General features: G+C 69.3%; 21 protein-coding genes and 1 pseudogene. 13 read left to right on the top strand and 9 right to left on the bottom strand.

What is annotated here, in order from left to right; translation table 11 throughout:
• The first annotated feature begins 50 nt into the window (after nt 1-50).
• The 5 genes from BST28156_RS06815 (at nt 51) to BST28156_RS06795 (ending at nt 3816) form a co-directional block, all read left to right on the top strand.
• Nucleotides 51-395, top strand: a complete 345-nt coding sequence (locus BST28156_RS06815; protein ID WP_059517172.1) for a hypothetical protein — start codon at nt 51-53, stop codon at nt 393-395.
• Nucleotides 385-1017: a Dabb family protein gene (locus BST28156_RS06810; RefSeq protein ID WP_059517171.1), complete on the top strand. Its 633-nt coding sequence runs from the start codon at nt 385-387 to the stop codon at nt 1015-1017. The genes BST28156_RS06815 and BST28156_RS06810 overlap by 11 nt, the downstream gene beginning before the upstream one ends.
• Nucleotides 1018-1091: 74 nt before the next feature.
• Complete coding sequence (locus BST28156_RS06805; protein WP_174901807.1) at nt 1092-2084, top strand: NADP-dependent oxidoreductase; 993 nt, start codon at nt 1092-1094, stop codon at nt 2082-2084.
• Between the two features lie 30 nt (nt 2085-2114).
• Complete coding sequence (locus BST28156_RS06800) at nt 2115-2990, top strand: SDR family NAD(P)-dependent oxidoreductase (protein ID WP_174901806.1); 876 nt, start codon at nt 2115-2117, stop codon at nt 2988-2990.
• Nucleotide 2991: 1 nt separating this feature from the next.
• A complete protein-coding gene (locus BST28156_RS06795) occupies nt 2992-3816 on the top strand; it encodes an SDR family NAD(P)-dependent oxidoreductase (protein ID WP_174901805.1) in 825 nt (274 codons plus the stop codon).
• Between the two features lie 64 nt (nt 3817-3880).
• On the opposite strand, the gene BST28156_RS06790 is transcribed toward BST28156_RS06795, so the two are convergent.
• The 3 genes from BST28156_RS06790 to BST28156_RS06780 form a co-directional block, all read right to left on the bottom strand.
• Complete coding sequence (locus BST28156_RS06790; protein ID WP_174901804.1) at nt 3881-4129, bottom strand: hypothetical protein; 249 nt, start codon at nt 4127-4129, stop codon at nt 3881-3883.
• A 156-nt stretch (nt 4130-4285) separates the two neighbouring features.
• A complete protein-coding gene (locus tag BST28156_RS06785) occupies nt 4286-5266 on the bottom strand; it encodes a threo-3-hydroxy-L-aspartate ammonia-lyase (protein WP_174901803.1) in 981 nt (326 codons plus the stop codon).
• Between the two features lie 51 nt (nt 5267-5317).
• Nucleotides 5318-5956, bottom strand: a complete 639-nt coding sequence (locus BST28156_RS06780) for a helix-turn-helix transcriptional regulator (protein WP_174901802.1) — start codon at nt 5954-5956, stop codon at nt 5318-5320.
• Nucleotides 5957-6152: 196 nt separating this feature from the next.
• Here BST28156_RS06780 and BST28156_RS06775 point away from each other — a divergent pair, with 196 nt between their 5' ends.
• Nucleotides 6153-7583 (top strand): DEAD/DEAH box helicase, encoded by a 1431-nt coding sequence (locus BST28156_RS06775; protein ID WP_174901801.1) that lies wholly within the window; start codon nt 6153-6155, stop codon nt 7581-7583.
• A gap of 128 nt (nt 7584-7711) precedes the next feature.
• On the opposite strand, the gene BST28156_RS06770 is transcribed toward BST28156_RS06775, so the two are convergent.
• Both BST28156_RS06770 and BST28156_RS06765 read right to left on the bottom strand, forming a co-directional pair.
• Nucleotides 7712-8428: an EthD domain-containing protein gene (locus BST28156_RS06770; RefSeq protein WP_174901800.1), complete on the bottom strand. Its 717-nt coding sequence runs from the start codon at nt 8426-8428 to the stop codon at nt 7712-7714.
• A gap of 53 nt (nt 8429-8481) precedes the next feature.
• Complete coding sequence (locus BST28156_RS06765) at nt 8482-8976, bottom strand: nuclear transport factor 2 family protein (protein WP_174901799.1); 495 nt, start codon at nt 8974-8976, stop codon at nt 8482-8484.
• A 185-nt stretch (nt 8977-9161) separates the two neighbouring features.
• Here BST28156_RS06765 and BST28156_RS06760 point away from each other — a divergent pair, with 185 nt between their 5' ends.
• From BST28156_RS06760 to BST28156_RS06740, 5 genes are all read left to right on the top strand, one after another.
• On the top strand, nt 9162-9662 hold the full coding sequence (locus tag BST28156_RS06760) for a nuclear transport factor 2 family protein (RefSeq protein ID WP_060237754.1): 501 nt from the start codon (nt 9162-9164) through the stop codon (nt 9660-9662).
• Nucleotides 9663-9703: 41 nt separating this feature from the next.
• Nucleotides 9704-10570 (top strand): SDR family NAD(P)-dependent oxidoreductase, encoded by an 867-nt coding sequence (locus BST28156_RS06755; protein ID WP_174901798.1) that lies wholly within the window; start codon nt 9704-9706, stop codon nt 10568-10570.
• A 9-nt stretch (nt 10571-10579) separates the two neighbouring features.
• Entirely contained in the window at nt 10580-11335 is a 756-nt protein-coding gene (locus BST28156_RS06750) for an SDR family NAD(P)-dependent oxidoreductase (protein WP_174901797.1), read from the top strand.
• Between the two features lie 95 nt (nt 11336-11430).
• Nucleotides 11431-12207: a glucose 1-dehydrogenase gene (locus BST28156_RS06745; RefSeq protein ID WP_174901796.1), complete on the top strand. Its 777-nt coding sequence runs from the start codon at nt 11431-11433 to the stop codon at nt 12205-12207.
• 529 nt (nt 12208-12736) lie between these two features.
• A complete protein-coding gene (locus BST28156_RS06740; protein WP_060239024.1) occupies nt 12737-14602 on the top strand; it encodes a phosphoenolpyruvate carboxykinase (GTP) in 1866 nt (621 codons plus the stop codon).
• Between the two features lie 102 nt (nt 14603-14704).
• Here the strand turns inward: BST28156_RS06740 and BST28156_RS06735 are convergent, their stop codons facing one another.
• The 4 genes and pseudogenes from BST28156_RS06735 to BST28156_RS06720 form a co-directional block, all read right to left on the bottom strand.
• On the bottom strand, nt 14705-15613 hold the full coding sequence (locus BST28156_RS06735; protein WP_174901795.1) for an NAD-dependent epimerase/dehydratase family protein: 909 nt from the start codon (nt 15611-15613) through the stop codon (nt 14705-14707).
• 40 nt (nt 15614-15653) lie between these two features.
• Nucleotides 15654-16487 carry an SDR family NAD(P)-dependent oxidoreductase gene (locus BST28156_RS06730; protein ID WP_217451808.1) on the bottom strand — a complete coding sequence of 278 codons (834 nt, stop codon included), beginning with the start codon at nt 16485-16487 and terminating at the stop codon, nt 15654-15656.
• Nucleotides 16488-16566: 79 nt separating this feature from the next.
• Nucleotides 16567-16749: pseudogene (locus BST28156_RS34970) on the bottom strand (SDR family NAD(P)-dependent oxidoreductase); the annotation flags it as partial.
• A gap of 3 nt (nt 16750-16752) precedes the next feature.
• Nucleotides 16753-17169 (bottom strand): nuclear transport factor 2 family protein, encoded by a 417-nt coding sequence (locus BST28156_RS06720; protein ID WP_174901793.1) that lies wholly within the window; start codon nt 17167-17169, stop codon nt 16753-16755.
• Nucleotides 17170-17612: 443 nt separating this feature from the next.
• On the opposite strand from BST28156_RS06720, the gene BST28156_RS06715 reads away from it, so the two are divergent.
• Nucleotides 17613-17822, top strand: a complete 210-nt coding sequence (locus BST28156_RS06715; RefSeq protein ID WP_040131725.1) for a hypothetical protein — start codon at nt 17613-17615, stop codon at nt 17820-17822.
• 265 nt (nt 17823-18087) lie between these two features.
• Nucleotides 18088-19584, top strand: a complete 1497-nt coding sequence (locus tag BST28156_RS06710; protein ID WP_174901792.1) for an FAD-dependent oxidoreductase — start codon at nt 18088-18090, stop codon at nt 19582-19584.
• The last annotated feature ends 40 nt before the right edge of the window (nt 19585-19624 follow it).

The following is a 19624-nucleotide window of genomic DNA, read 5'->3' as shown; positions in this document are numbered from 1 at the left end:
GCAGGGCGATCCTGCCCGCCGCCACGCACGACCACGGAGACGACACGCGCATGATCCAGATCGTAGACGAAATCACGCTCGCGCCCGAGCGGATTGCCGACGTGCTTGCGCTGCTGCGCGAGCGCTATCTGCCGGGTCACGCGGCGCGCGGGCTGACGGCGGCCGGGCGCTGGGTGTCGCCGCCTGTCGCGGTGCCCGGGCACGCGAGCACGCTGTGGCTGACCTGGCACGTCGCCGACGCGCCGTCCTACTACCGCATGCGCGCGCTGGCCGATGCCGACACGGTCGCGTTCTGGGCCGCCGTCGACGCGGTGTGCGACGGGCGTCGCCGCCACGTGATGACGGACGCCGACGCGCCGCTGCCCGCGCTGACGGAGCTCGATCATGCGGCATGACACGGCGCAGGTTTTCGTTTCGGCGGAGCACGACGCGGATGCGGTCGCGTCCGCATTGCGCGACACCGCGCGGTCGCTGGCCGGCGTGAAGCGCGTGGCGCTCGCGCGCAATCTACCCGGCTGCTGGGGCGCGGGCGACTACACGCTCGACCTGGTCCGCGACGACGGCGCGCGCGACGCGGCGACGCACTTCGCGATGCTGGCCGAGCAGCCGGGCGTCGTGCGGATCGAGGTGGCCGCGTGCCGCCCGGTCGGCGGCGGCATGCGCGCGCCGGCGCTGCGAGACGGCGTCTGGCGCACGCTGATGCTACGCGTGCGGCCGCAGGCGAGCGATGCGCAGGTGGCCGCGCTCGAGCGCGAACTGTTGCAGATGCCCGCGTTCATGCGCGGCATCCGCAACTGGCGCCTGAGCCGGATCGAGCCGCCGGGCGCGTGGACGCACGTCTGGCAGCAGGAGTTCGCGCGCCTCGACGATCTGCTCGGCGAATACCTGATGCACCCGTATCACTGGGGCTGGGTCGACCGCCGGTTCGACGCCGAAAGCCCCGACTGGACCGTCGATGCGATCTCGCATGCGTTCTGTCCGCTCGCGTCGAGCCTGCTGGCCGACACGGCGGCGTAGCGCACGGCAACGACCGCCGCGCGCCCATCCGCCGCGCATCGCGCAGCGGCAATCATCCAACTGGAGACCCCACGATGCGAGCCCTTCTGATCGACCGCGTCGGCGATTCCGACGCACTGCGGCTGGCCGACGTCCCCGTGCCACGGCCGGGCCCCGGCGACGTGCTGATCCGCGTCGCGTACGCGGGCGTCAATCCCGCCGACTGGAAATGCCGCGAAGGCTATCTCGGCGCGTTCATGCAGTACACGTTTCCGTTCGTGATCGGCTTCGACGCGGCCGGCATCGTCGAGGCGGTCGGCGCAGGCGTCGACGGGTTCGCGCCGGGCATGCGCGTGTTCGCGCAGACCGACGTCGGCGCGGGACGATGGGGCGCGTATGCGGAATACGTCGCGGTGCGTCACGACTCGGTCGTGCGTTTGCCGGACGACACGAGCTTCGCGGCGGCGGCCACCGTGCCGACGCCCGCGCTGGCCGCATGGGCCGGCCTGTTCGACGACGGCGGGCTGCGCGCGGGGCAGACCGTGCTGGTCCACGGCGGCGCGGGTGCGGTCGGCACCTTTGCGATCCAGCTGGCCGCGCAGGCGGGCGCACGCGTCATCGCGACATGCTCGGCGCGCAATCGCGACACCGTCGAGGCGCTGGGTGCCGCGGCGAGCATCGACTACCGGGCCGCCGATATCGCGCAGGCCGTGCGCGCGTGGGCGCCCGGCGGCGTCGACCTCGTGCTCGACGCGGTTGGCGGCGACACGCTGCGCGATGCGCTCGACCTGCTGGCGCCGGGCGGCACGCTCGTCAACATCATGACGCTCGCGGCCGGCGACGCCGAACGACTCGCGACGACGGCCGCCGAAGCCGCGCGGCGCGGCCTGCGTACCGCGATGACCTACAGCCGGATGCCGAGCGGCGACACGCTCGCGAAGATCGCACAGCGCCTCGCGCGGCACGCGCTGCGCGTGCCGCGTTTCGACCGTTTCCCGCTCGAACAGGCGGCGCGCGCGCTCGATCTCGTTCAAACGGGCGAGGCGAAAGCGAAGCTCGTGCTGCAAGTTGCGGATATCGCGGGCTGAACCGCCTGCCAGACCCTCACCGGAGACATGATGACCGACCCCCGAACCCCGCTTCTGGCCGGCAAATGCGCGCTCGTGACCGGCGCGAGCCGCGGCATCGGCCGCGCGATCGCGCAGCGGCTCGCGTCCGAAGGCGCGACCGTCGTCGTGACGGCGCGCAGCCTCGCGCAAGCGGCGAGCGTCGCCGGCACGCTCGCCGAAACGGTCGCGCTGATCGAGCAGGCCGGCGGCCGCGCGATTCCGCTCGCGGCCGACCTGTCGAACGCGGCCGAACGCGATGCGCTCGTCGCGCGCGCGGCGCAGGCGGCCGGCGGTCTCGACATTCTCGTCAACAACGCGGGCGTCGCCGACTACGCCTGCGTGGACGCGATGCCGGCAACGATGTTCGACACGACCGTCGACCATTACCTGCGCATTCCGTTCGCGCTGTCGCAGGCGGCGATTCCGCTGATGCGCGCCCGCGGCGCGGGCTGGATCGTGAACATCGGCTCGGTCACCGCGCTGCCGCCGCTGCGGCCGTTCGACGACTTCGCGCGGGCCGGCGGCGCGACCGTCTATGCGGCGGTCAAGGCCGCGCTGTCGCGCTTCACGCAGGGCCTCGCGGCCGAACTCGAGGCGGACGGCATCGCGGTGAACCTGGTCGCGCCCAGCACCGCGATCCGCACGCCGGGCGCCGCGCGATACATCCCCGAAGGCTATCCGACCGAGGACGTCGCGTATCTCGCCGAAACGGCGCTCGCGCTGTGCAGCGTGCCGGCGCGCGAACGCACGGGCCTGATCGCGCACAGCCTGCATTTCCCGCTCGCGCACGGGCTCGCGGTGCGTTCGCTCGACGGACGCACGCCGCTGCCGCCGCCGACGATTCCCGCTTATGCGCATCCCCACATCGACCCGACAGGACTTTGACATGAGCGCTTCGCTTCGCTTCGACGGCGGCACCGCCGTGATTACCGGCGCGGCCAGCGGCATCGGCAGCGGGCTCGCGCGCCGCGCGGCCGCACTCGGCATGCGCGTCGTGCTGGCCGACCTCGATCCGGCCGCGCTCGACGCGTTTGCCGCGACGCTCGACACCGACGTGCTGTGCGTGCCGACCGACGTGAGCCGGCCCGAAGCCGTCGATGCACTTGCGCAAGCCGCGTGGCAGCGCTTCGGCGGCGTCGATCTGCTGTTCAACAACGCGGGCGTGATGGCGACCGGCTTCAGCTGGGAAATCACGCCGGAACGTTTCGAGCGCAGCTTCGCGATCAACGTGCACGGCGTGATGAACGGCGTGCGCAGCTTCGTGCCGCGCATGCTCGCGCGCAATGCGCCGGCGCGCATCGTCAACACCGCGTCGGTCGGCGGCTTCCTGCCGAGCCCGCTGATGTCGCCTTATTCGGCGACGAAGTTCGCGGTGGTTGCGCTGACGGAATCGCTGTACGGCGAACTGAAAATGCTCGGCGCGCCGGTCGGCGTGTCGCTGCTTGCGCCGGGCCCGGTGCTGACGGGCATCTTCAACGATCCGTTCGGCGACGCGCGCGATCGGCCCGAGGTGCGCGGATTCGTCGACACGATGCGCGCGATGCTGAACGCGCACGGGCTGACGCCCGACGCATTCGCCGAGCGCGTGTTCGACGGGATCCGCGCGGGGCGCTACTGGCTGATTCCGCAGCCCGAGACGATCGACGGCGCGCTGCAGCGGCGCACCGACGACATCCTCGCCGCGCGCGATCCGTCGCTGCCGGCGTTTTGACCTGAGCGACCGGCGTGGGCGACCAGCGTGGGCGACGGGCAAGGGCGGTCGTTTGCGCGCGCCGTTACAGCCGCGAGCCCGAGCGTGTGCGTCCGTCCGGGTCGCTGCCGCGATCAGGCGGCGTATTGTTCTGATCGATCTTCGCGAACACGAAACCGGCGGCGGGCAGTGCGCCGGGGGAGCGATGGGTCGCCCGCGCGAGGTCATCGTGCGGCGGCGCGAACGCAGCGCCGGACGACGTTACGCCCGGTTGAGCGAACGCCGAAAGGGAAACGGCCGTCAGGGCGGCGGCGACGATCGCGTGCGTATTCATGGCAACTCCTTCACGACAGATGCGGGACGACGCATTCAGTCTAGGCCGTGAACCTTAACGCGCCATGAAGGGCTCGAACCGAACGCCGCGCGCCGTGTGCCGTGTGCCGTGTGCCGTGTGCCGTGTGCCGCGCGCCGTGTGCCGCCGCCGCGACGCTCAGGCCTGCGGCTGCGCGCCCGCGAGCGCGCAGAAGTTGCCGAGATCGACGTTGCCGCCGCTGATCAGCACGCCGATGCGCTTGCCCTTCAGCGCATCCTTCATCCGCCGCGCGGCAGCGAACGACAGGCACCCGGTCGGCTCGACGACAATCTTCATACGCGATGCGAAGAAGCGCATGCAGTCGACGAGTTCGTCGTCGGTCGCAGTGAGGATGTCGTCGACGTCGCGACGGATGATCGGGAACGTGAGCTGGCCGAGGTGCTGCGTCTGCGCGCCGTCGGCGATCGTGCGCGGCGTGTCGATATGGACGATCGAGCCGGCGCGAAACGATTGCTGGCCGTCGTTGCCCGCTTCGGGCTCGACGCCGTACAGCTGCGCGTGCGGCGACAGCGCGCGCGTCGCGAGCGCGGTGCCCGACAGCAGCCCGCCGCCGCCGAGCGGCGCGAACACCGCGTCGAGCGGCCCGACTTCGTCGAACAGTTCCATCGCCGCGGTGCCCTGGCCCGCGATCACGTCGGCGTGATCGTACGGCGGGATCAGCGTGAGCCCGTGCCGTTGCGCGAGATCGCGCCCGATCTGCTCGCGATCCTCCGTATAGCGGTCGTAGGTCACGACCTGGCCGCCATAGCCGCGCGTCGCGGCGATCTTCGCGGCCGGCGCGTCCTGCGGCATCACGATCGTGGCCGGGATGCCGAGGATGCGCGCCGACAGCGCGATCGCCTGCGCATGATTGCCCGACGAGAACGCGACGACGCCGTTGCGGCGCTGCTCGGCGTCGAAGCGCGACAGCGCGTTGAACGCGCCGCGGAACTTGAACGCGCCCATGCGCTGCAGGTTCTCGCACTTGAAGAACACCTGCGCGCCGAGCGCTTCGTCGACCGTCCGCGACGTCAGCACGGGCGTGCGGTGTGCATGGCCTGCGAGTCTCGCCGCGGCGGCGGCGACATCGTCGAACGTGGGGAGAGGCAATGAGTTCATCGGGTCTGCTCGAGTGAAAAGGTCGGTCAACATGCGCAGCGCGCGCACGCGTCATTTCGCATCGTTGTACACCGTCGCGCGCGATACGCCCAGATGCTGCGACACGATCTCCATCGCGCGCCGCACATCGAGAAAACCGTCGGCCTTCAGCGTCTGCATCAGTTCGCGGCGCTGTTCGGTCTTCAGTTCGCGCGGCGTCGTCGCGAGGCGGGCCGCGAACGCGTCGATGCGCTGCCGCAGCGTGTCCGCGCCGGCCGGATCGAGCGTTTCCGCGACCGGCTCGCCGTCCGCGCTGCAGAACTGGCTCAGGATGCCCTGGAAAGCGCGGAACAGCGTCGTGTCGGCATTCAGGCACAGCGCGGCGACGTAGCGCCCGGACGAATCCTTGATGCCGATCGACGTGCTCTTCGCGGTGCGGCCGTCCGCGAAGCGGTTCGGGTAGTTCGCCAGTACGGCTGGGAAATCGTCGTCCGCGATGCGGGCGAGGCCGAGTTCCGTCGCCGGATCGCCGACCGCGCGCCCGGACAGGTTGTTGTGAATCGCGAGGATTGCGTGTTCGGGCGAGCGCAGATCGTGCACGACGACCTCGGTGAACGGCGCGAACATCGCGCCGAGCCCTTCGGCGATGCGCTGCACCTGCTCGATCAGCGACGCCTGTTCGGACTGCGCTTTTTGACGGGATCGGGTCATCGCGTGTTCGGAGTCGATCGGAGAAAGAATGCTCGTTGACGGATTTTCCAATTATAGACGTTTTGTTTGGTTTGTGGCGAACGCGAGAACCCGTCGCTCGCGATCGCACTTTCGACGGGCGCGGACGGATCGGAACCGCGCACGGCAGTCCGCCCGGTAACCGCTAGAATTGCGGTTTTTAGCCCGGAATACGTCCATGTCTTTTGCTTCGCTTGGCCTGATCGGTCCGCTGCTGCGCAACCTGCAGGACCTCAATTACCAGACACCCACGCCGGTGCAGGCCAAGGCGATTCCCGCCGTGCTCGGCGGCCAGGACGTGATGGCCGCGGCACAGACCGGCACCGGCAAGACGGCCGGCTTTGCGCTGCCGCTGCTGCAACGGCTGGTGCAGCACGGCCCGGCGGTGTCGAGCAACCGCGCGCGCGTTCTGGTACTGGTGCCGACGCGCGAGCTGGCCGAACAGGTGCTGCAAAGCTTCGTCGCGTACGGCAAGGGCCTCGACCTGCGCTTCCTGGCGGCGTACGGCGGCGTGAGCATCAACCCGCAGATGATGAAACTGCGCAAAGGCGTCGACGTGCTGGTCGCCACGCCGGGCCGCCTGCTCGATCTCAATCGTCAGAACGCGGTGCAGTTCGATCAGGTGCAGACGCTGGTGCTCGACGAAGCCGACCGCATGCTGGACCTCGGTTTTGCGCGCGAACTCGATGCCGTGTTTGCCGCGCTGCCCGCACGACGCCAGACCCTGCTGTTCTCCGCGACGTTCAGCGACGATATCCGCGCGATGGCGGCCAACATTCTGCGCGCGCCGGTCAATATCAGCGTCAGCCCGCCCAATGCGACGGCCAGCAAGATCCGGCAGTGGGTGGTGACGGTGGACAAGCGCAACAAGCCAGAGCTGTTCATGCACCTCGTTGCGGAAAACAACTGGGAGCACGCGCTGGTGTTCGTCAAGACCCGCAGCGGCGTCGATTACCTGGCGGCGCGGCTGGACGAAGCGGGCTATGCGGTCGACACCATTCACGGCGACAAGCCGCAACCCGCGCGCCTGCGTGCGCTGGAGCGCTTCAAGCAGCGCGAAGTCAGCATGCTGGTCGCCACCGACGTGGCGGCGCGCGGCCTCGATATCGACGACCTGCCGCTGGTGATCAACGTCGATTTGCCGATCGTCGCGCAGGACTATGTGCATCGTATCGGCCGTACCGGCCGCGCGGGCGCCAGCGGCGTGGCGGTGTCGCTCGTGTGTGCCGACGAAGCGCCGCAACTGGCCGCGATCGAGGCGCTGATCCGGCAAACGCTGCCGCGCGAGGAGGAGCCGGGTTTCGAAGCCGAACACCGCGTGCCGCAAACCAGCGCGACGGGCCAGATCGTCAAGAAACCCAAGAAGCCGAAGAAGCCCAAGCTGCCGCAAGCCGCACCGGCTGCGCCGAAGGCGCCCGGCAAGAAGGCGCACCTGCACGGCGGCAATGGCGACAACAAGCGCAAGCCGGCCGCCGCAGTCCCGGACGTGTTGAAGGGCAGTCCGTTCAGCGTGCAGAAGCCTCGCAGCAAACCCGCCGGCAAACCCGCGGCGGGTTCACGCAAACCGGCCGGCAAACCGGCTGGCGGCCGCGGCAAGCGTCAGCCCTGAGCCGTGTGTATGCATAACGCCAGCCCCTGAACGGGCTGGCGTTATGCGACTCGCCGACGAACATCGGGCAACACCCCGATAAACACGGTCGTCCACGCATTCCTGCGCGCCGTCTCGACCGCCGCAATCTACCCGCGCACCGCCTTCACGACATACTGGCTCGTCGGCACCACGTCGATCTTGTCGAAATCGATGAAGCGCGCGCAGCTGTCCATCATCTCCGCGACGTTGCGCTGGAACTTCGCTTCGTCGCCGACCGCATCGAAGAATGCGTGCGGATCGGTCATCGCGGCGGCCGGGAAACATTCCTCGACGATCGCGTCGTAGCCGGGCGCCGCATGCGTGAGCGCGCGCACGACGACGTTCTGCACATACAGGAAATTGTCCTGCGTATCGATCGCGACGCGCGTGTGATGGCCGTGCCACACGTCGAGCCACGCTTCGTGCGTAAGGCGCGGCGGCCGCTTCAGGAACGCGAGCTGCGAGAAGCCGCTGGTACGCTCGCCGGCGCGCGCCGGATAACGCGTGTTCGGAATCGGTTGAGATTCGGTGACGAGATACGCGGCCATATGCGGGACGCTCGCACGCACCGCGTCGTCGAACGGCTGGCGGAACATCGCGTTCGCGCTGTCGAGCCACACCGCGACGATCCCGTCGATGCCCGGATGCGTGTGGGTCTGCTTCAGGCCCGCGGCCGGCGCGACGTCGGCATCGGCGACGTTGACCTGCACGCCGTGCGCGCCGAGCGACAGCAGTTTGTCGGCGAGCTGCGCGCGCAGCGCGCGGCTCCATCGATCGGGCTCGACCTGCGCGTCGCGCCACAGCACGTAAATGACTTTTTCCAAGATTGCGGCTCCAGAGGGGAAGGGCGGGGGCGGCCGCATGGCCGCTGGGTGGGTCAGGACGCGACGATCTGCGCGCCGGCCGCGAAGCGGTTCGCGGTCAGCGAGAACGACGGCGGAATCGGCGACGTGACCGTTTCGAACAGGCGCTCGTGACGCGTCGCGTGGATGCGCCACACGCCGTCGCGCTTCACGTACTGGTCGTCGTAGAACGCGGTGCCGTGCAGAAGATAGTTATCCTCGAGATTGATCGCATGATCCTCGAGAAACCACACGCCGCACGCATGCTCGGCGGACACCAGCGTGAGCTCCGGGTGATGGCCGTGATGCATCGTCAGGAAGGTCGGCTTGCCGATCAGCGCGCGCAGGCTCGATACGAAGGCGTCACGCCCGTCGTACGCATACCGGCCGCCGTACAGGCGCGCTTCGCAGTCTTCGGTCAGGCATTGCGCAAGCAGCGACCAGTCGTGCGTATCGACCGCGCGGAAATACCGGTACTTGAGCTGGCGAATCTGCTCGTATTCGTGGAGCGTGCGGGTCGTGTCGTCCATCGTCGGGTCTCGTGATGAGGTCGTTCGATGGTAGGAACGAAGCCGCCCGCATCACATCGTCTGTTCGGACGAAAGACGTGCCGCGCATCGGTGTCGTCCGAACGGGTGATGGCCGGCGCGGTGCGCGGCGGTAACGTGGCGTCGACGCGGCCGACAATCCGCGCGATCGAATCCCAGGAGACGGCATGACCCCCATCGAACGCATCGAGACGCGCATGCGCAGGCTCGAGGACGCCGACGCGATCCGTCGGCTGAAGGCGCGCTACTTCACCTGCTGCGACCGGAAGGATCCGCAAGGCATGCGCGACTGCTTCGCGCCCGGCACCGTGCAGATCGACTACGGTCGGATCGGCAGGTTCGACAACCGCGACGCGCTCGTCGAGATCTTCACGCGTCTCGGCTGCCACCCGCACATCGTCGAGATGCACCACGGCGTGAACCCCGACATCACCGTGCTCGACGACACGCATGCGCGCGGCACGTGGGGGCTGCACTACCAGATGATCGACACGAATGCGCACACGCTCACGCAGCTCGGCGCGTACTACGACGACGAATACCGGAAGGTCGACGGCGAATGGAAGATCTCGGCCACGCGCTGCGTCGTCACGTCGACGCTGTCGGCCCGCTACGACGGCGACGCGCCGGGCGTGCTGTTCGCCGGCGCGCAGCCGCCGGCCGCTTGAGCGGCGCATCGCCATACACCGATCCACAGGAGACATCGAACATGACACAGAACCAGCACGCGCCGGTGGCCGTCGTGACGGGTGCGTCGCGCGGCGCGGGCAAGGGCATCGCACGCGCGCTCGGCGCGGCCGGCATGACCGTCTACGTGACGGGGCGCTCGCAGAAGGCCGGCGATGCGCCGCTGCCCGGCACGATCCACGAGACGGCGCGCGAGATCGACGCGCTCGGCGGCCGCGGCATTGCGGTGGCATGCGACCACGCGGACGACGCGCAGGTCAAGGCGCTGTTCGAACGCGTCGAGCGCGACAGCGGGCGGCTCGACATCCTCGTCAACAACGCGACCTATCTGCACGACCAGCTGATCCTGCCCGGCCCGTTCTGGGAGAAGTCGCTCGACCTCGTGAACATCCTCGACGTCGGGCTGCGCTCGGCCTACGTCGCGAGCTGGCATGCGGCGCCGCTAATGGCGAAGCGCCGCAGCGGGCTGATCGCGTTCACGTCGTCGTTCGGCGCGAGCTGCTACATGCATGGCGCCGCGTATGGCGCGCAGAAGAGCGGCGTCGACAAGTTCGCGAAGGACATGGCGGTCGACCTGAAGCCGTTCGACGTCGCGGCCGTGTCGATCTGGATGGGACCGCTGCGCACCGAGCGCACGACGCGTGTGTGGGACGAGCATCCGGACTTGTACAAGGAGTTCTCGCTGGTCGCCGAAAGCCCGGAGTTCACCGGCCGCGTGATCCATGCGATCCACGAAGATCCGCGGCGCATGGCGCTGTCCGGCCAGGTGCTGGTCGGCGCGGAAGCGGCGCTGCGGTACGGGATCGCGGATCTCGACGGCAAGCAGCCGCCGTCGTATCGCGAACTGCTCGGCGGCCCCGTGCAGGCGCATCCGGCGATCGTCGCATAAGGGGCGCGCATGGGCATCCTGAACGGCAAGGTCGCGCTCGTGACGGGAGCGGGGCAGGGCGTCGGCGAAGGCGTCGCGCATGCGCTCGCGGCCGAAGGCGCGCAGGTCGCGGTGGTCGGCCGCACGCGCGGCAAGCTGGCGACGACCTGCGACGCGATCCGCGCGCGCGGCGGCGTCGCGGAACCGTTCGTCTGCGACGTGATGGACGCCGCGCAGATCGCGCATTGCGTCGACGCGGTCGTCGAGCGCTTCGGCGGCGTGCAGATCCTGGTCAACAACGCGCAGGTCGTGCCGCTCGGCCGCCTGCTCGACGTGACCGACACGGATTTTCTCGCGGGGCTCGAATCGGGGCCGATCGCGACGCTGCGCATGATGCGCGCATGCCATCCGCATCTCAAGGGCGACGGCGTGATCGTCAATTTCGCGTCGTCGGCCGCGGTGCGCTGGGATGCGTCTGGCTACGGCGCGTATGCGGCCACCAAGGAGGCGATACGCGCGCTGACGCGGGCGGCTGCATGCGAATGGGGCGCGGACGGCATTCGCGTGAACGCGGTCGCGCCGCATGCGTTGTCGCCGGGACTGAAGGGTTGGATCGACGCGAATCCGCAGGAGGCGGCCGCGTTCTTTCGGACGATTCCGCTCGGCCGCGTCGGCGACTGCGAGCAGGACATCGGGCGCGCGATCGTGTTTCTCGCGAGCCGCGACGCCGCGTATCTGACCGGCGCGACGCTGCCGCTCGACGGCGGGCAGGCATACTGGGGTTAAAGGCGGGGCGTCGCCTGGCTTGGCGAATCGTATGTCCGACCGCATCGATGCGCATGCGCATGGCGGCCGGTAACCGGCATTGACAGGGATACAGAATGGGACGGCTTGAAGGAAAGGTGGCGATCGTCACCGGCGGCGCACGCGGGATGGGCGAGGCGACGTGCAGGTTGTTCGTCGCCGAAGGCGCGCGCGTCGTGATCGGCGACGTGCTCGAAGCGGAAGGCACGGCGCTCGCGCGCGAACTCGGCGACGCCGCGCGTTTCATGCGGCTCGACGTCGCCGACGAAGCGAGCTGGGCGCGCGTCGCCGACGCGACCGTCGAGCAGTTCGGCCGCATCGACGTGCTCGTCAACAACGCGGCCGTGCTGATGTTCGGCGCGATCGCCGAGCTGTCGAAACGCGATTTCGAGCGCGCGGTGTCGGTCAATCTGGTCGGCACGTTCGTCGGCATCCGCACGGTCGCGCCGCAGATGATTGCGCAGCAGCGCGGGTCGATCGTCAATATTTCGTCGGTGGACGGACTGCGCGGCGTCAACGCGCTCGCTGCCTACGTGTCGAGCAAATGGGGCGTGCGCGGGCTGACCAAGGTCGCGGCGCTCGAACTCGGCCATCGGGGCGTGCGCGTGAATTCGATTCATCCGGGCGGCGTGAACACCGTGATGTCGAACCCGACCGGCGCGCCGCTCGACGAAGTCAACCAGCACTATACGAACGTGCCGCTGCAGCGCGTCGGCCTGCCCGACGAAATCGCGCGCGCGACGCTGTTTCTCGCGAGCGACGACGCGTCGTACTGCAACGGCGCGGAACTGTCGGTCGACGGCGGGATGGCCGCAGGTGCGTATTACCCCGGATTGCCGGGCGCACCTTTTTGAGCACGGATGCCCGACATGCGTTCAGGCAGGATGTTTGTGTACGCAACCTAATTCAGGGTTTGCCTGAGTAGCGAAAACACGGAGACGGCCGACGCGGGTTCGCGCCGCGCACGCGCGAACCCGCATCGGAGAATTTTGCTGCTTTCGCGAAACCCTTGGGGCACGGCCGTTCCAGCGATTTCTCCGGCCGCGGGCGAGGGCGCCGACGGCGTAAAAAGAACCTGCCTGCAACCCGCGTGCCGGTTCTTCGTCACAGTTGTTTCTTGTTGCAACGCAACCCGCGCGCAATATCGGCGATGGTATGCTGGCCCTCATGGAAGTTGTACGGCAGGTTGCTTGCATGGCGAAACTCGCGTTCGCACCCTCTAAAGAGACATCGCTTCTTCTCTCTCGCCTCGCGGCATCGACACGCGCTCCGCTCGCGCGTCCCGTCCTGCGCGTCGCCGCAACCTGCGCTCCACACGCATTCCCCATCTGGCGGGCTCGCCCCGCATCCCCCATCCCCGCCCAATAATCTGGAGACATGCTCATGTCGCAAAACACTCTGGCCGAAGCGACGCACGGCCCGCTGATCGCTCCCCCGGCTTTCGTCAAACATCGCGGGCTGATCGACTGGGTTGCGCGCATCGCCGCGCTCACGGAGCCCGATCGCGTCGTGTGGTGCGACGGTTCGCAGGAGGAAAACGACGCGCTGTGCCAGGCGATGGTCGACCAGGGCACGCTGAAGCGCCTGAATCCGGCGAAGCGCCCGAATTCGTATCTCGCGCAATCCGATCCATCGGACGTCGCACGCGTCGAGGATCGCACGTTCATCTGCGCGGAATCGGCCGACGACGTCGGCCCGACCAACAACTGGATCGCGCCGGCCGAAATGCGCGAGACGCTCGACGGCCTGTTCCGCGGTGCGATGCGCGGCCGCACGCTGTATGTCGTGCCGTTCTCGATGGGTCCGCTCGGTTCGCCGATCGCGCACATCGGCGTCGAACTGTCGGACAGCCCGTATGTCGCGGCGAACATGCGGATCATGACGCGCATGGGCCGCGACGTGTACGACGTGCTCGGCGAGAACGGCGAATTCGTGCCGTGCGTGCACAGCGTCGGTCATCCGCTCGAAGCCGGTCAGCAGGACGTGCCGTGGCCGTGCAACCCGGTCAAGTACATCGTGCATTTCCCCGAGACGCGCGAAATCTGGAGTTTCGGTTCGGGCTACGGCGGCAATGCGCTGCTCGGCAAGAAATGCTTCGCGCTGCGCATCGCGTCGACGATGGGCCGCGACCAGGGCTGGCTCGCCGAGCACATGCTGATCCTCGGCGTGACGTCGCCGGCCGGCAAGAAGTATCACGTCGCGGCCGCGTTCCCGTCCGCGTGCGGCAAGACCAACTTCGCGATGTTGATTCCGCCGCAAGGCTTCGACGGCTGGAAGGTCACGACGATCGGCGACGACATCGCGTGGCTGAAGCCGGGCCGCGACGGCCGCCTTTACGCGATCAATCCGGAGGCGGGCTTCTTCGGCGTCGCGCCGGGCACCGGCGAGAAGACCAATCCGAACGCGATTTCGACGCTGAAGGAAAACGTGATCTTCACGAACGTCGCGCTGACCGAAGACGGCGACGTGTGGTGGGAAGGGCTGACCGACACGCCGCCCGCGAAGCTGACCGACTGGCAGGGCAACCCGTGGACGCCCGAGCTCGGCAAGGAAACCGGCCGCAAGGCCGCGCATCCGAACTCGCGCTTCACCGCGCCGGCCGCGCAATGCCCGTCGATCGACGCGGACTGGGAGAATCCGGCCGGCGTGCCGATCGACGCGTTCATCTTCGGCGGCCGCCGCTCGACCACCGTGCCGCTCGTCACCGAAGCGCGCGACTGGGTCGAAGGCGTGTACATGGCCGCGACGATGGGCTCCGAGACGACCGCGGCGGCAGCCGGCCAGCAGGGCGTCGTGCGCCGCGACCCGTTCGCGATGCTGCCGTTCTGCGGCTACAACATGAGCGACTATTTCGCGCACTGGCTGAAGCTCGGCAAGCAGCTCGAAGGCGCGGGCGCGACGCTGCCGAAGATCTATTGCGTGAACTGGTTCCGCAAGGATGCGAACGGCAAGTTCGTGTGGCCGGGCTTCGGCGAGAACATGCGCGTGCTGAAGTGGATGCTCGATCGCCTCGAAGGCAACGGCGGCGGCGGCGAACATGCGTTCGGCGTGTCGCCGTCCTACGACGACCTGCACTGGGACGGGCTCGACTTCACGCGCGCGCAGTTCGACGCGGTCACGTCGATGGATGCGGCCGAGTGGCGCGAAGAGCTGAAGCTGCATGCGGCGCTGTTCGATACGCTGAAGCAGCGGCTGCCCGCCGAGCTGACCGACACGATGAAGAAGATCGAGCAGCGCATCGGCGCCTGACGGCGATCCGTCGCGCTTGCTGACGTCCCGTCGCCGGCACGCAAGGCCGGCGGCGGGACGTTTTCGTATCGGCGTGCGGTTCGCCGCGCGTGAAAGCAACGGCTAGATCGCGCCGCAGTGCGCGACGACTTCGTCGACCGCGCGCTGCACGTCGCCGCGCCGGTAGCGGAGCAGCGCGAGTTCGGCCGGATCGGGCTCGTACGACACGACGTTGCCGCGCCCGGTGTAAATCGCGATGTCGGGCAGCAGCGGATGCTCACGGTCGAGCGACGGCACCGGCTGCGGATTGCCGGCCGCGCGAAAGAATGCCGCGAAATAGTCGGCGAAGCTGAGATTCTCGTCGCCGACCAGATACGCGTGGCCCGCTTCGCCGCGCTGCAGTGCACCCCAGATTGCTTCAGACAACGACCGGGTCGAGATGAAGTTGCTGCCGCCGGCCGGTCCGTACACGGGCAGCCCCGCGAGCTTGCCCTGCGCGTAGCCGGTGTACGCGGCGAACATGTCGTTGCGCAGGCCCGGCACCGCGCCGACAACGAATGGCGCATTCACGCTGCATACCGCAAACGACGGCGTCGCGAGCGCGCGCACGCGCTGGTCGGCGAGATGGCGCGAGCGCACGTACGGCACGGTGTCGACGAGTGCCGGCGCGACCTGCGGATAGAAGCTGCCGACCAGCACTGCGCGCCCGACGCCGGCGCCGCGCGCGAGCGCGAAGAAGCGCGGCACCGCGTCGACGTTCGCGCGTTCCCAGTGCGCGGCTTCGTCGGTGCCGGGCGGCAGGTGGCGGATGTCGTTGCCGGCCGCGAACACGATCGCGTCGAACGGTGCGAGATCGTCGCGCGTGAAGTCGCCGGCCACGTAGTCGCGCAGCAGCACGTCGAACTGAGCGAGCGCGCTGCCGGCCGCGGGCGGCTTGCGCGCGGCGAGCGTCACGTGGTTGCCCTGCGCGTGCAGGTGCAGCGCGGCGTGGCCGCCGATCAGGCCGGTGCCGCCGATGATCAGGATCTTCATGAAGTCTCCGTTGGGCGCGCGGGCGCGCCGCGTTCCAGGGTCAGAAATTGAAGCCGTTGCCCGTGACGACGGGCAGGTTCGTCCAGCAGCCGTTCGGGTCGCGATACCAGCCGGCCGCCGCGAGCGCGCCGCCGTCGACGTGCAGCGTCGTGCCGGTGATCCATGCGGCGAGCGGGCTCGCGAGAAACAGCGCGGTGCCCGCGATGTCGCCGGCCGCGCCGAAGCGTCCGAGCGGAATCCAGCGCGGGATGTGGTCGCGGTGCTCGGCCGCGACCATCGTGCCGACCGGCACCTGCGGCGTCTCGGTGGTTTCCGGCGCGATCTGGTTGACGCGGATGCCGGCCGGCCCGAGTTCGAGCGCCAGGCTTTTCGTGAAGCCGGTCAGCGCGGCCTTGAACGACGCGTAGACGGTGCAGTTCGGAATCGCGCGGAAACCCTCGATCGACGACACGCCGACGATGCTGCTGCCCGCGCCGCGTCTGCGCAGCAGCGGCAGCATCGCGCGCGTGACGATGAATGCCTGTCGCAGGTTCACGTCGAACAGTCGCGCGATATCGTCGTCGGTACAGTCGTCGAACGGCTTCGCGATCTGCAGGAAGTCGCCGACGTTGTTGACGAGCACGTCGAGGCCGCCGAAGCGCGCGTCGATCGCGCGCGCGAATGCGTCGACCTGGTCGCGGCGCGTGACGTCGACGGTCTGCACCAGCGATTCGACGCCCGCTGCCTCCAGCGCGTGCCGGACGTCCTGCGCACGGGCGGCGTCGATCTCGGCCACGGCGACGCGCGCGCCGGCCGCGCCGAACGCTTCCGCGCACGCGCGGCCGATGCCCGCGCCGCCGCCGGTGATCAGCACGGTCCTGCCGGTGAATGAAATCATCGATACGCTCCTTTGAACGGGAAAACGGCACGTGCCGCGGCGACGGGCCGGCGTGTGCTCACGCGGCGTCCGGCGCGCGGCCGCCCGGCACCGCGTCGGTCAGTTGCCGCTGCGCGCGTTCGAGCGCGTCGCGGCGGCGGCCGCTCAGCACGACGGCAGCGCCGTCCGCGAGCAGCGCATGCGCACAGGCCGCGCCGATGCCGCCGGCGCCGCCCGTCACGAGCGCGGTCCGGCCGTCGAGGGGAAGCGAAGCGCGCATCGCTCAGCCCTCCAGCGGCAGGTCTTGCGACCAGTCGACATGCAGCGTGCGCGCGGCGAAACGCCATGTGCCGCCGTCGAACACGCAGCGGTCGCGGTAGCGCAGCCCCCAGTCGAGTTTGCGCCTCACGCCGTCGCGCACGTAGACGTGGCACGCGACGCCGTAGGTCTCGACCTCGGCCGCGCCGCCGTCGAGCGTGACGAGCTGGTTGTGCACATGATGCTGGGTCGTCTCGTAGTGCGCGATCGCGTTCATGCCGGCGACGATCGCGTCGCGGTCGTCGAACCGGAAGCCGGGGCCGGCGAGCTGCGCATCGGGCGTGAACAGCGTCTCGAGACGCGGCCAGTCGCGACGATCGACGGCCTGCGCATAGCGGCACGCGAGTTCGTACAGCGCGTCGCGGGGATTTGAATCGGTCATGCCGTACTCCCGTGAAAGAACGGAAAAAACGGAAAAGATCGGACGGATGCACCGCGAATGCGGGATGCCGACGCGCAGGTTCGCATCGGCCCGCACGCGGCTCATCATCCATACGGAGCAGATTGCCGGCCGGGGAAAACACCGGGGGCGCGGCGCCGCGCGGCGGGATGGTGCGATGCGGCAGCGTGCATGCCGCACGCGTTCGCCACGCGACGTGGCCGATGAAGAAAGGCACACCCGCTGCGGTCGATTCGATCGGACGAATCGGCGTGGGCGCGGCATGCTGCGATGCGCCACGACGCCGTGCATGCACTCAGCGTTTGCCCTTAGTCGAAACGGACGATGGCCCGCGGGAAGCGGATCGCTAATGTGCAGTCATCCGGCGCTGCAGCGACATGCCGGACACGCACCGCACGAGCGGCCAATCGGAGGGGACGACGATCATGAGACTCACGAATCGCAAGCTGGGCGTATTCGCGGCGGCCACGCTCGCCGCCATGGCGTTGGCGCGTTACGGAGCCGATCAGGTGCCGTCGCCGCCGTATGCGGCCGGCATCCTGCAATGCCGGTCGGTCGACCAGAACGGCCTGCCGAGCGGCTGCGTGCCGATCGATCCGTCGCACTTCGGTTTTGCCGCGTTGCGCGGCATGTAAGGCGGGCACTGCATCGCCGCCGCACGCGAACGGACCTCGCCGGACGACGGCGCAGGACGCGTGCGACGCGCACGGCTCGCGGCAACACGCGCGCGTCGCGACACGCGGCCGTCGCCGCGACGGCCGCACGTCCGTACCACCGGGTCGCGCATGCGCGGCCCGCTTTCGCGGCGTCGAGCGCTGCGCCGACGCCTCGTCATCCACGCGTCGCCCGACGTATCCGGGCGGCGCGGCTCGTCGATTCCCTTCACGCCGACTCTTTCCCATGTCATCCGAATATTCCCTGACTCGCCCCCTGAACGCCCGCGACGTGCGTCGCTGGGATGCCGAACACGATGTCGTGATCGTGGGCTTCGGCGCGGCTGGAGCGTGCGCGGCGATCGAAGCCGCCGGCGCCGGCGCCGATACGCTGATCGTCGAACGCGCCTCGAGCCACGGCGGCACGAGCGCGCTGTCGGGCGGCGAGATCTACCTCGGCGGCAGCGGCGGCACGCCCGCGCAGCGGCAGGCCGGCTTTCGCGACGAAACCGCGGACCTGTATCGCTACCTGATGCTCGCAGGCGGCCCCGATGCCGACGAAGCGAAGGTGCGGCTCTATGCGGACCAGAGCCTCGCACATCACGACTGGCTCGTCGCGCAGGGGCTCACGTACAAGAACACCTTCATCGCCGAGCGGATCGTCGAGCCCGAAACCGACGACTGCCTGATCTGGTCCGGCAGCGAGGAAGCCTGGCCGTTCAGCGAGGCCGCGAAGCCGTGTCCGCGCGGCCACACGCCGCAATGGCCGGGCTGGGGCGGCGGGCAGATGCTGATGCGTGTGCTGGCCGAGCGCGTGCAGGCGCTCGGCGTCGCGACGCGCTACGACACGCGTGCGCTCGCGCTGATCGTCGACGACGGCGGCGCGGTGTGCGGCGTCGTGCTGCGCGCGTATGGCGAGACGGCCTGCGTGCGTGCGCGGCGCGCGGTGATCCTGTGCGCGGGCGGCTTCGCGATGAATCGCGACATGGTGCGGCAGCATGCGCCGCAATTCCTGCGCTCGGACGAACCGATCGGCAGCCCCGGCGACGACGGCTCCGGCATCCTGCTCGGCCAGAGCGCGGGCGGCGCCGCGATCCACATGGACCAGGGGTTCGTGAGCCTGCCGTTCTATGCGCCCGAGTCGCTGATCCGCGGTATTTTCGTGAACGCGCGCGGGCAGCGCTTCATCAACGAGGACGGCTATCACGGCCGGACCGGCCATCACGCGTTCCACCAGGCCGGCGACCGCATCTACCTGCTCGTCGATCAGGCAACCTATCAGGAGCCGCCCGCCATCGCGCGGATCGGGATCGCGGCCGCGGGCGAGACGTGGGATGAAGTCGAGCGCGACCTGCAGATGCCGGCCGGCACGCTGACCGCGACCGTCGACGTCTACAACCGGCATGCGGCCGAAGGCGTCGATCCGCTGTTCCACAAGGCGAGGAAGTGGCTGAAGCCGTTGATCGAGCCGCCGTTCGTCGCGCTCGATTGCCGGATCGACTATGCGTTCTATCCGCACTTCACGCTCGGCGGGCTCGATACGCTGCCGACCGGGCAGGTCGTCGACGCGACGCGTGCGCCGGTGCCGGGCCTCTACGCGGCCGGCCGCACGGCCTGCGGGCTGCCGCGCTGGGGCGCCGGCTACAGCTCGGGGCTGTCGCTGGCCGACGCGACCTTCTTCGGCCGGCAGGCCGGCCGTCACGCCGCGCAGGCGGCACGCGACGCGTTGCGCAGCGCCGCTTAGCCGCGCTTCACGACCGGCGGCGACGCGCCGGGCAGCGCGG

It is taken from the genome of Burkholderia pseudomultivorans (assembly GCF_902499075.1).
Lineage (GTDB): Bacteria > Pseudomonadota > Gammaproteobacteria > Burkholderiales > Burkholderiaceae > Burkholderia > Burkholderia pseudomultivorans.
The sequence above is the reverse complement of the archived record's forward strand: the minus strand, read 5'-3'. Positions and strand labels throughout refer to the sequence as shown.

Bases quoted from the DNA above. Each gene is read 5' to 3' on its own strand.
- BST28156_RS06805 (WP_174901807.1), top strand. From the start codon at position 1,092: ATGCGAGCCCTTCTGATCGACCGCGTCGGCGATTCCGACGCACTGCGG.
- BST28156_RS06750 (WP_174901797.1), top strand. From the start codon at position 10,580: ATGGGCATCCTGAACGGCAAGGTCGCGCTCGTGACGGGAGCGGGGCAG.
- BST28156_RS06715 (WP_040131725.1), top strand. From the start codon at position 17,613: ATGAGACTCACGAATCGCAAGCTGGGCGTATTCGCGGCGGCCACGCTC.
- BST28156_RS06795 (WP_174901805.1), top strand. From the start codon at position 2,992: ATGAGCGCTTCGCTTCGCTTCGACGGCGGCACCGCCGTGATTACCGGC.
- BST28156_RS06710 (WP_174901792.1), top strand. From the start codon at position 18,088: ATGTCATCCGAATATTCCCTGACTCGCCCCCTGAACGCCCGCGACGTG.
- BST28156_RS06735 (WP_174901795.1), bottom strand. From the start codon at position 15,613: ATGAAGATCCTGATCATCGGCGGCACCGGCCTGATCGGCGGCCACGCC.
- BST28156_RS06720 (WP_174901793.1), bottom strand. From the start codon at position 17,169: ATGACCGATTCAAATCCCCGCGACGCGCTGTACGAACTCGCGTGCCGC.
- BST28156_RS06815 (WP_059517172.1), top strand. From the start codon at position 51: ATGATCCAGATCGTAGACGAAATCACGCTCGCGCCCGAGCGGATTGCC.
- BST28156_RS06755 (WP_174901798.1), top strand. From the start codon at position 9,704: ATGACACAGAACCAGCACGCGCCGGTGGCCGTCGTGACGGGTGCGTCG.
- BST28156_RS06775 (WP_174901801.1), top strand. From the start codon at position 6,153: ATGTCTTTTGCTTCGCTTGGCCTGATCGGTCCGCTGCTGCGCAACCTG.
- BST28156_RS06780 (WP_174901802.1), bottom strand. From the start codon at position 5,956: ATGACCCGATCCCGTCAAAAAGCGCAGTCCGAACAGGCGTCGCTGATC.
- BST28156_RS06740 (WP_060239024.1), top strand. From the start codon at position 12,737: ATGTCGCAAAACACTCTGGCCGAAGCGACGCACGGCCCGCTGATCGCT.
- BST28156_RS06785 (WP_174901803.1), bottom strand. From the start codon at position 5,266: ATGAACTCATTGCCTCTCCCCACGTTCGACGATGTCGCCGCCGCCGCG.
- BST28156_RS06760 (WP_060237754.1), top strand. From the start codon at position 9,162: ATGACCCCCATCGAACGCATCGAGACGCGCATGCGCAGGCTCGAGGAC.
- BST28156_RS06800 (WP_174901806.1), top strand. From the start codon at position 2,115: ATGACCGACCCCCGAACCCCGCTTCTGGCCGGCAAATGCGCGCTCGTG.
- BST28156_RS06765 (WP_174901799.1), bottom strand. From the start codon at position 8,976: ATGGACGACACGACCCGCACGCTCCACGAATACGAGCAGATTCGCCAG.
- BST28156_RS06810 (WP_059517171.1), top strand. From the start codon at position 385: ATGCGGCATGACACGGCGCAGGTTTTCGTTTCGGCGGAGCACGACGCG.
- BST28156_RS06790 (WP_174901804.1), bottom strand. From the start codon at position 4,129: ATGAATACGCACGCGATCGTCGCCGCCGCCCTGACGGCCGTTTCCCTT.
- BST28156_RS06745 (WP_174901796.1), top strand. From the start codon at position 11,431: ATGGGACGGCTTGAAGGAAAGGTGGCGATCGTCACCGGCGGCGCACGC.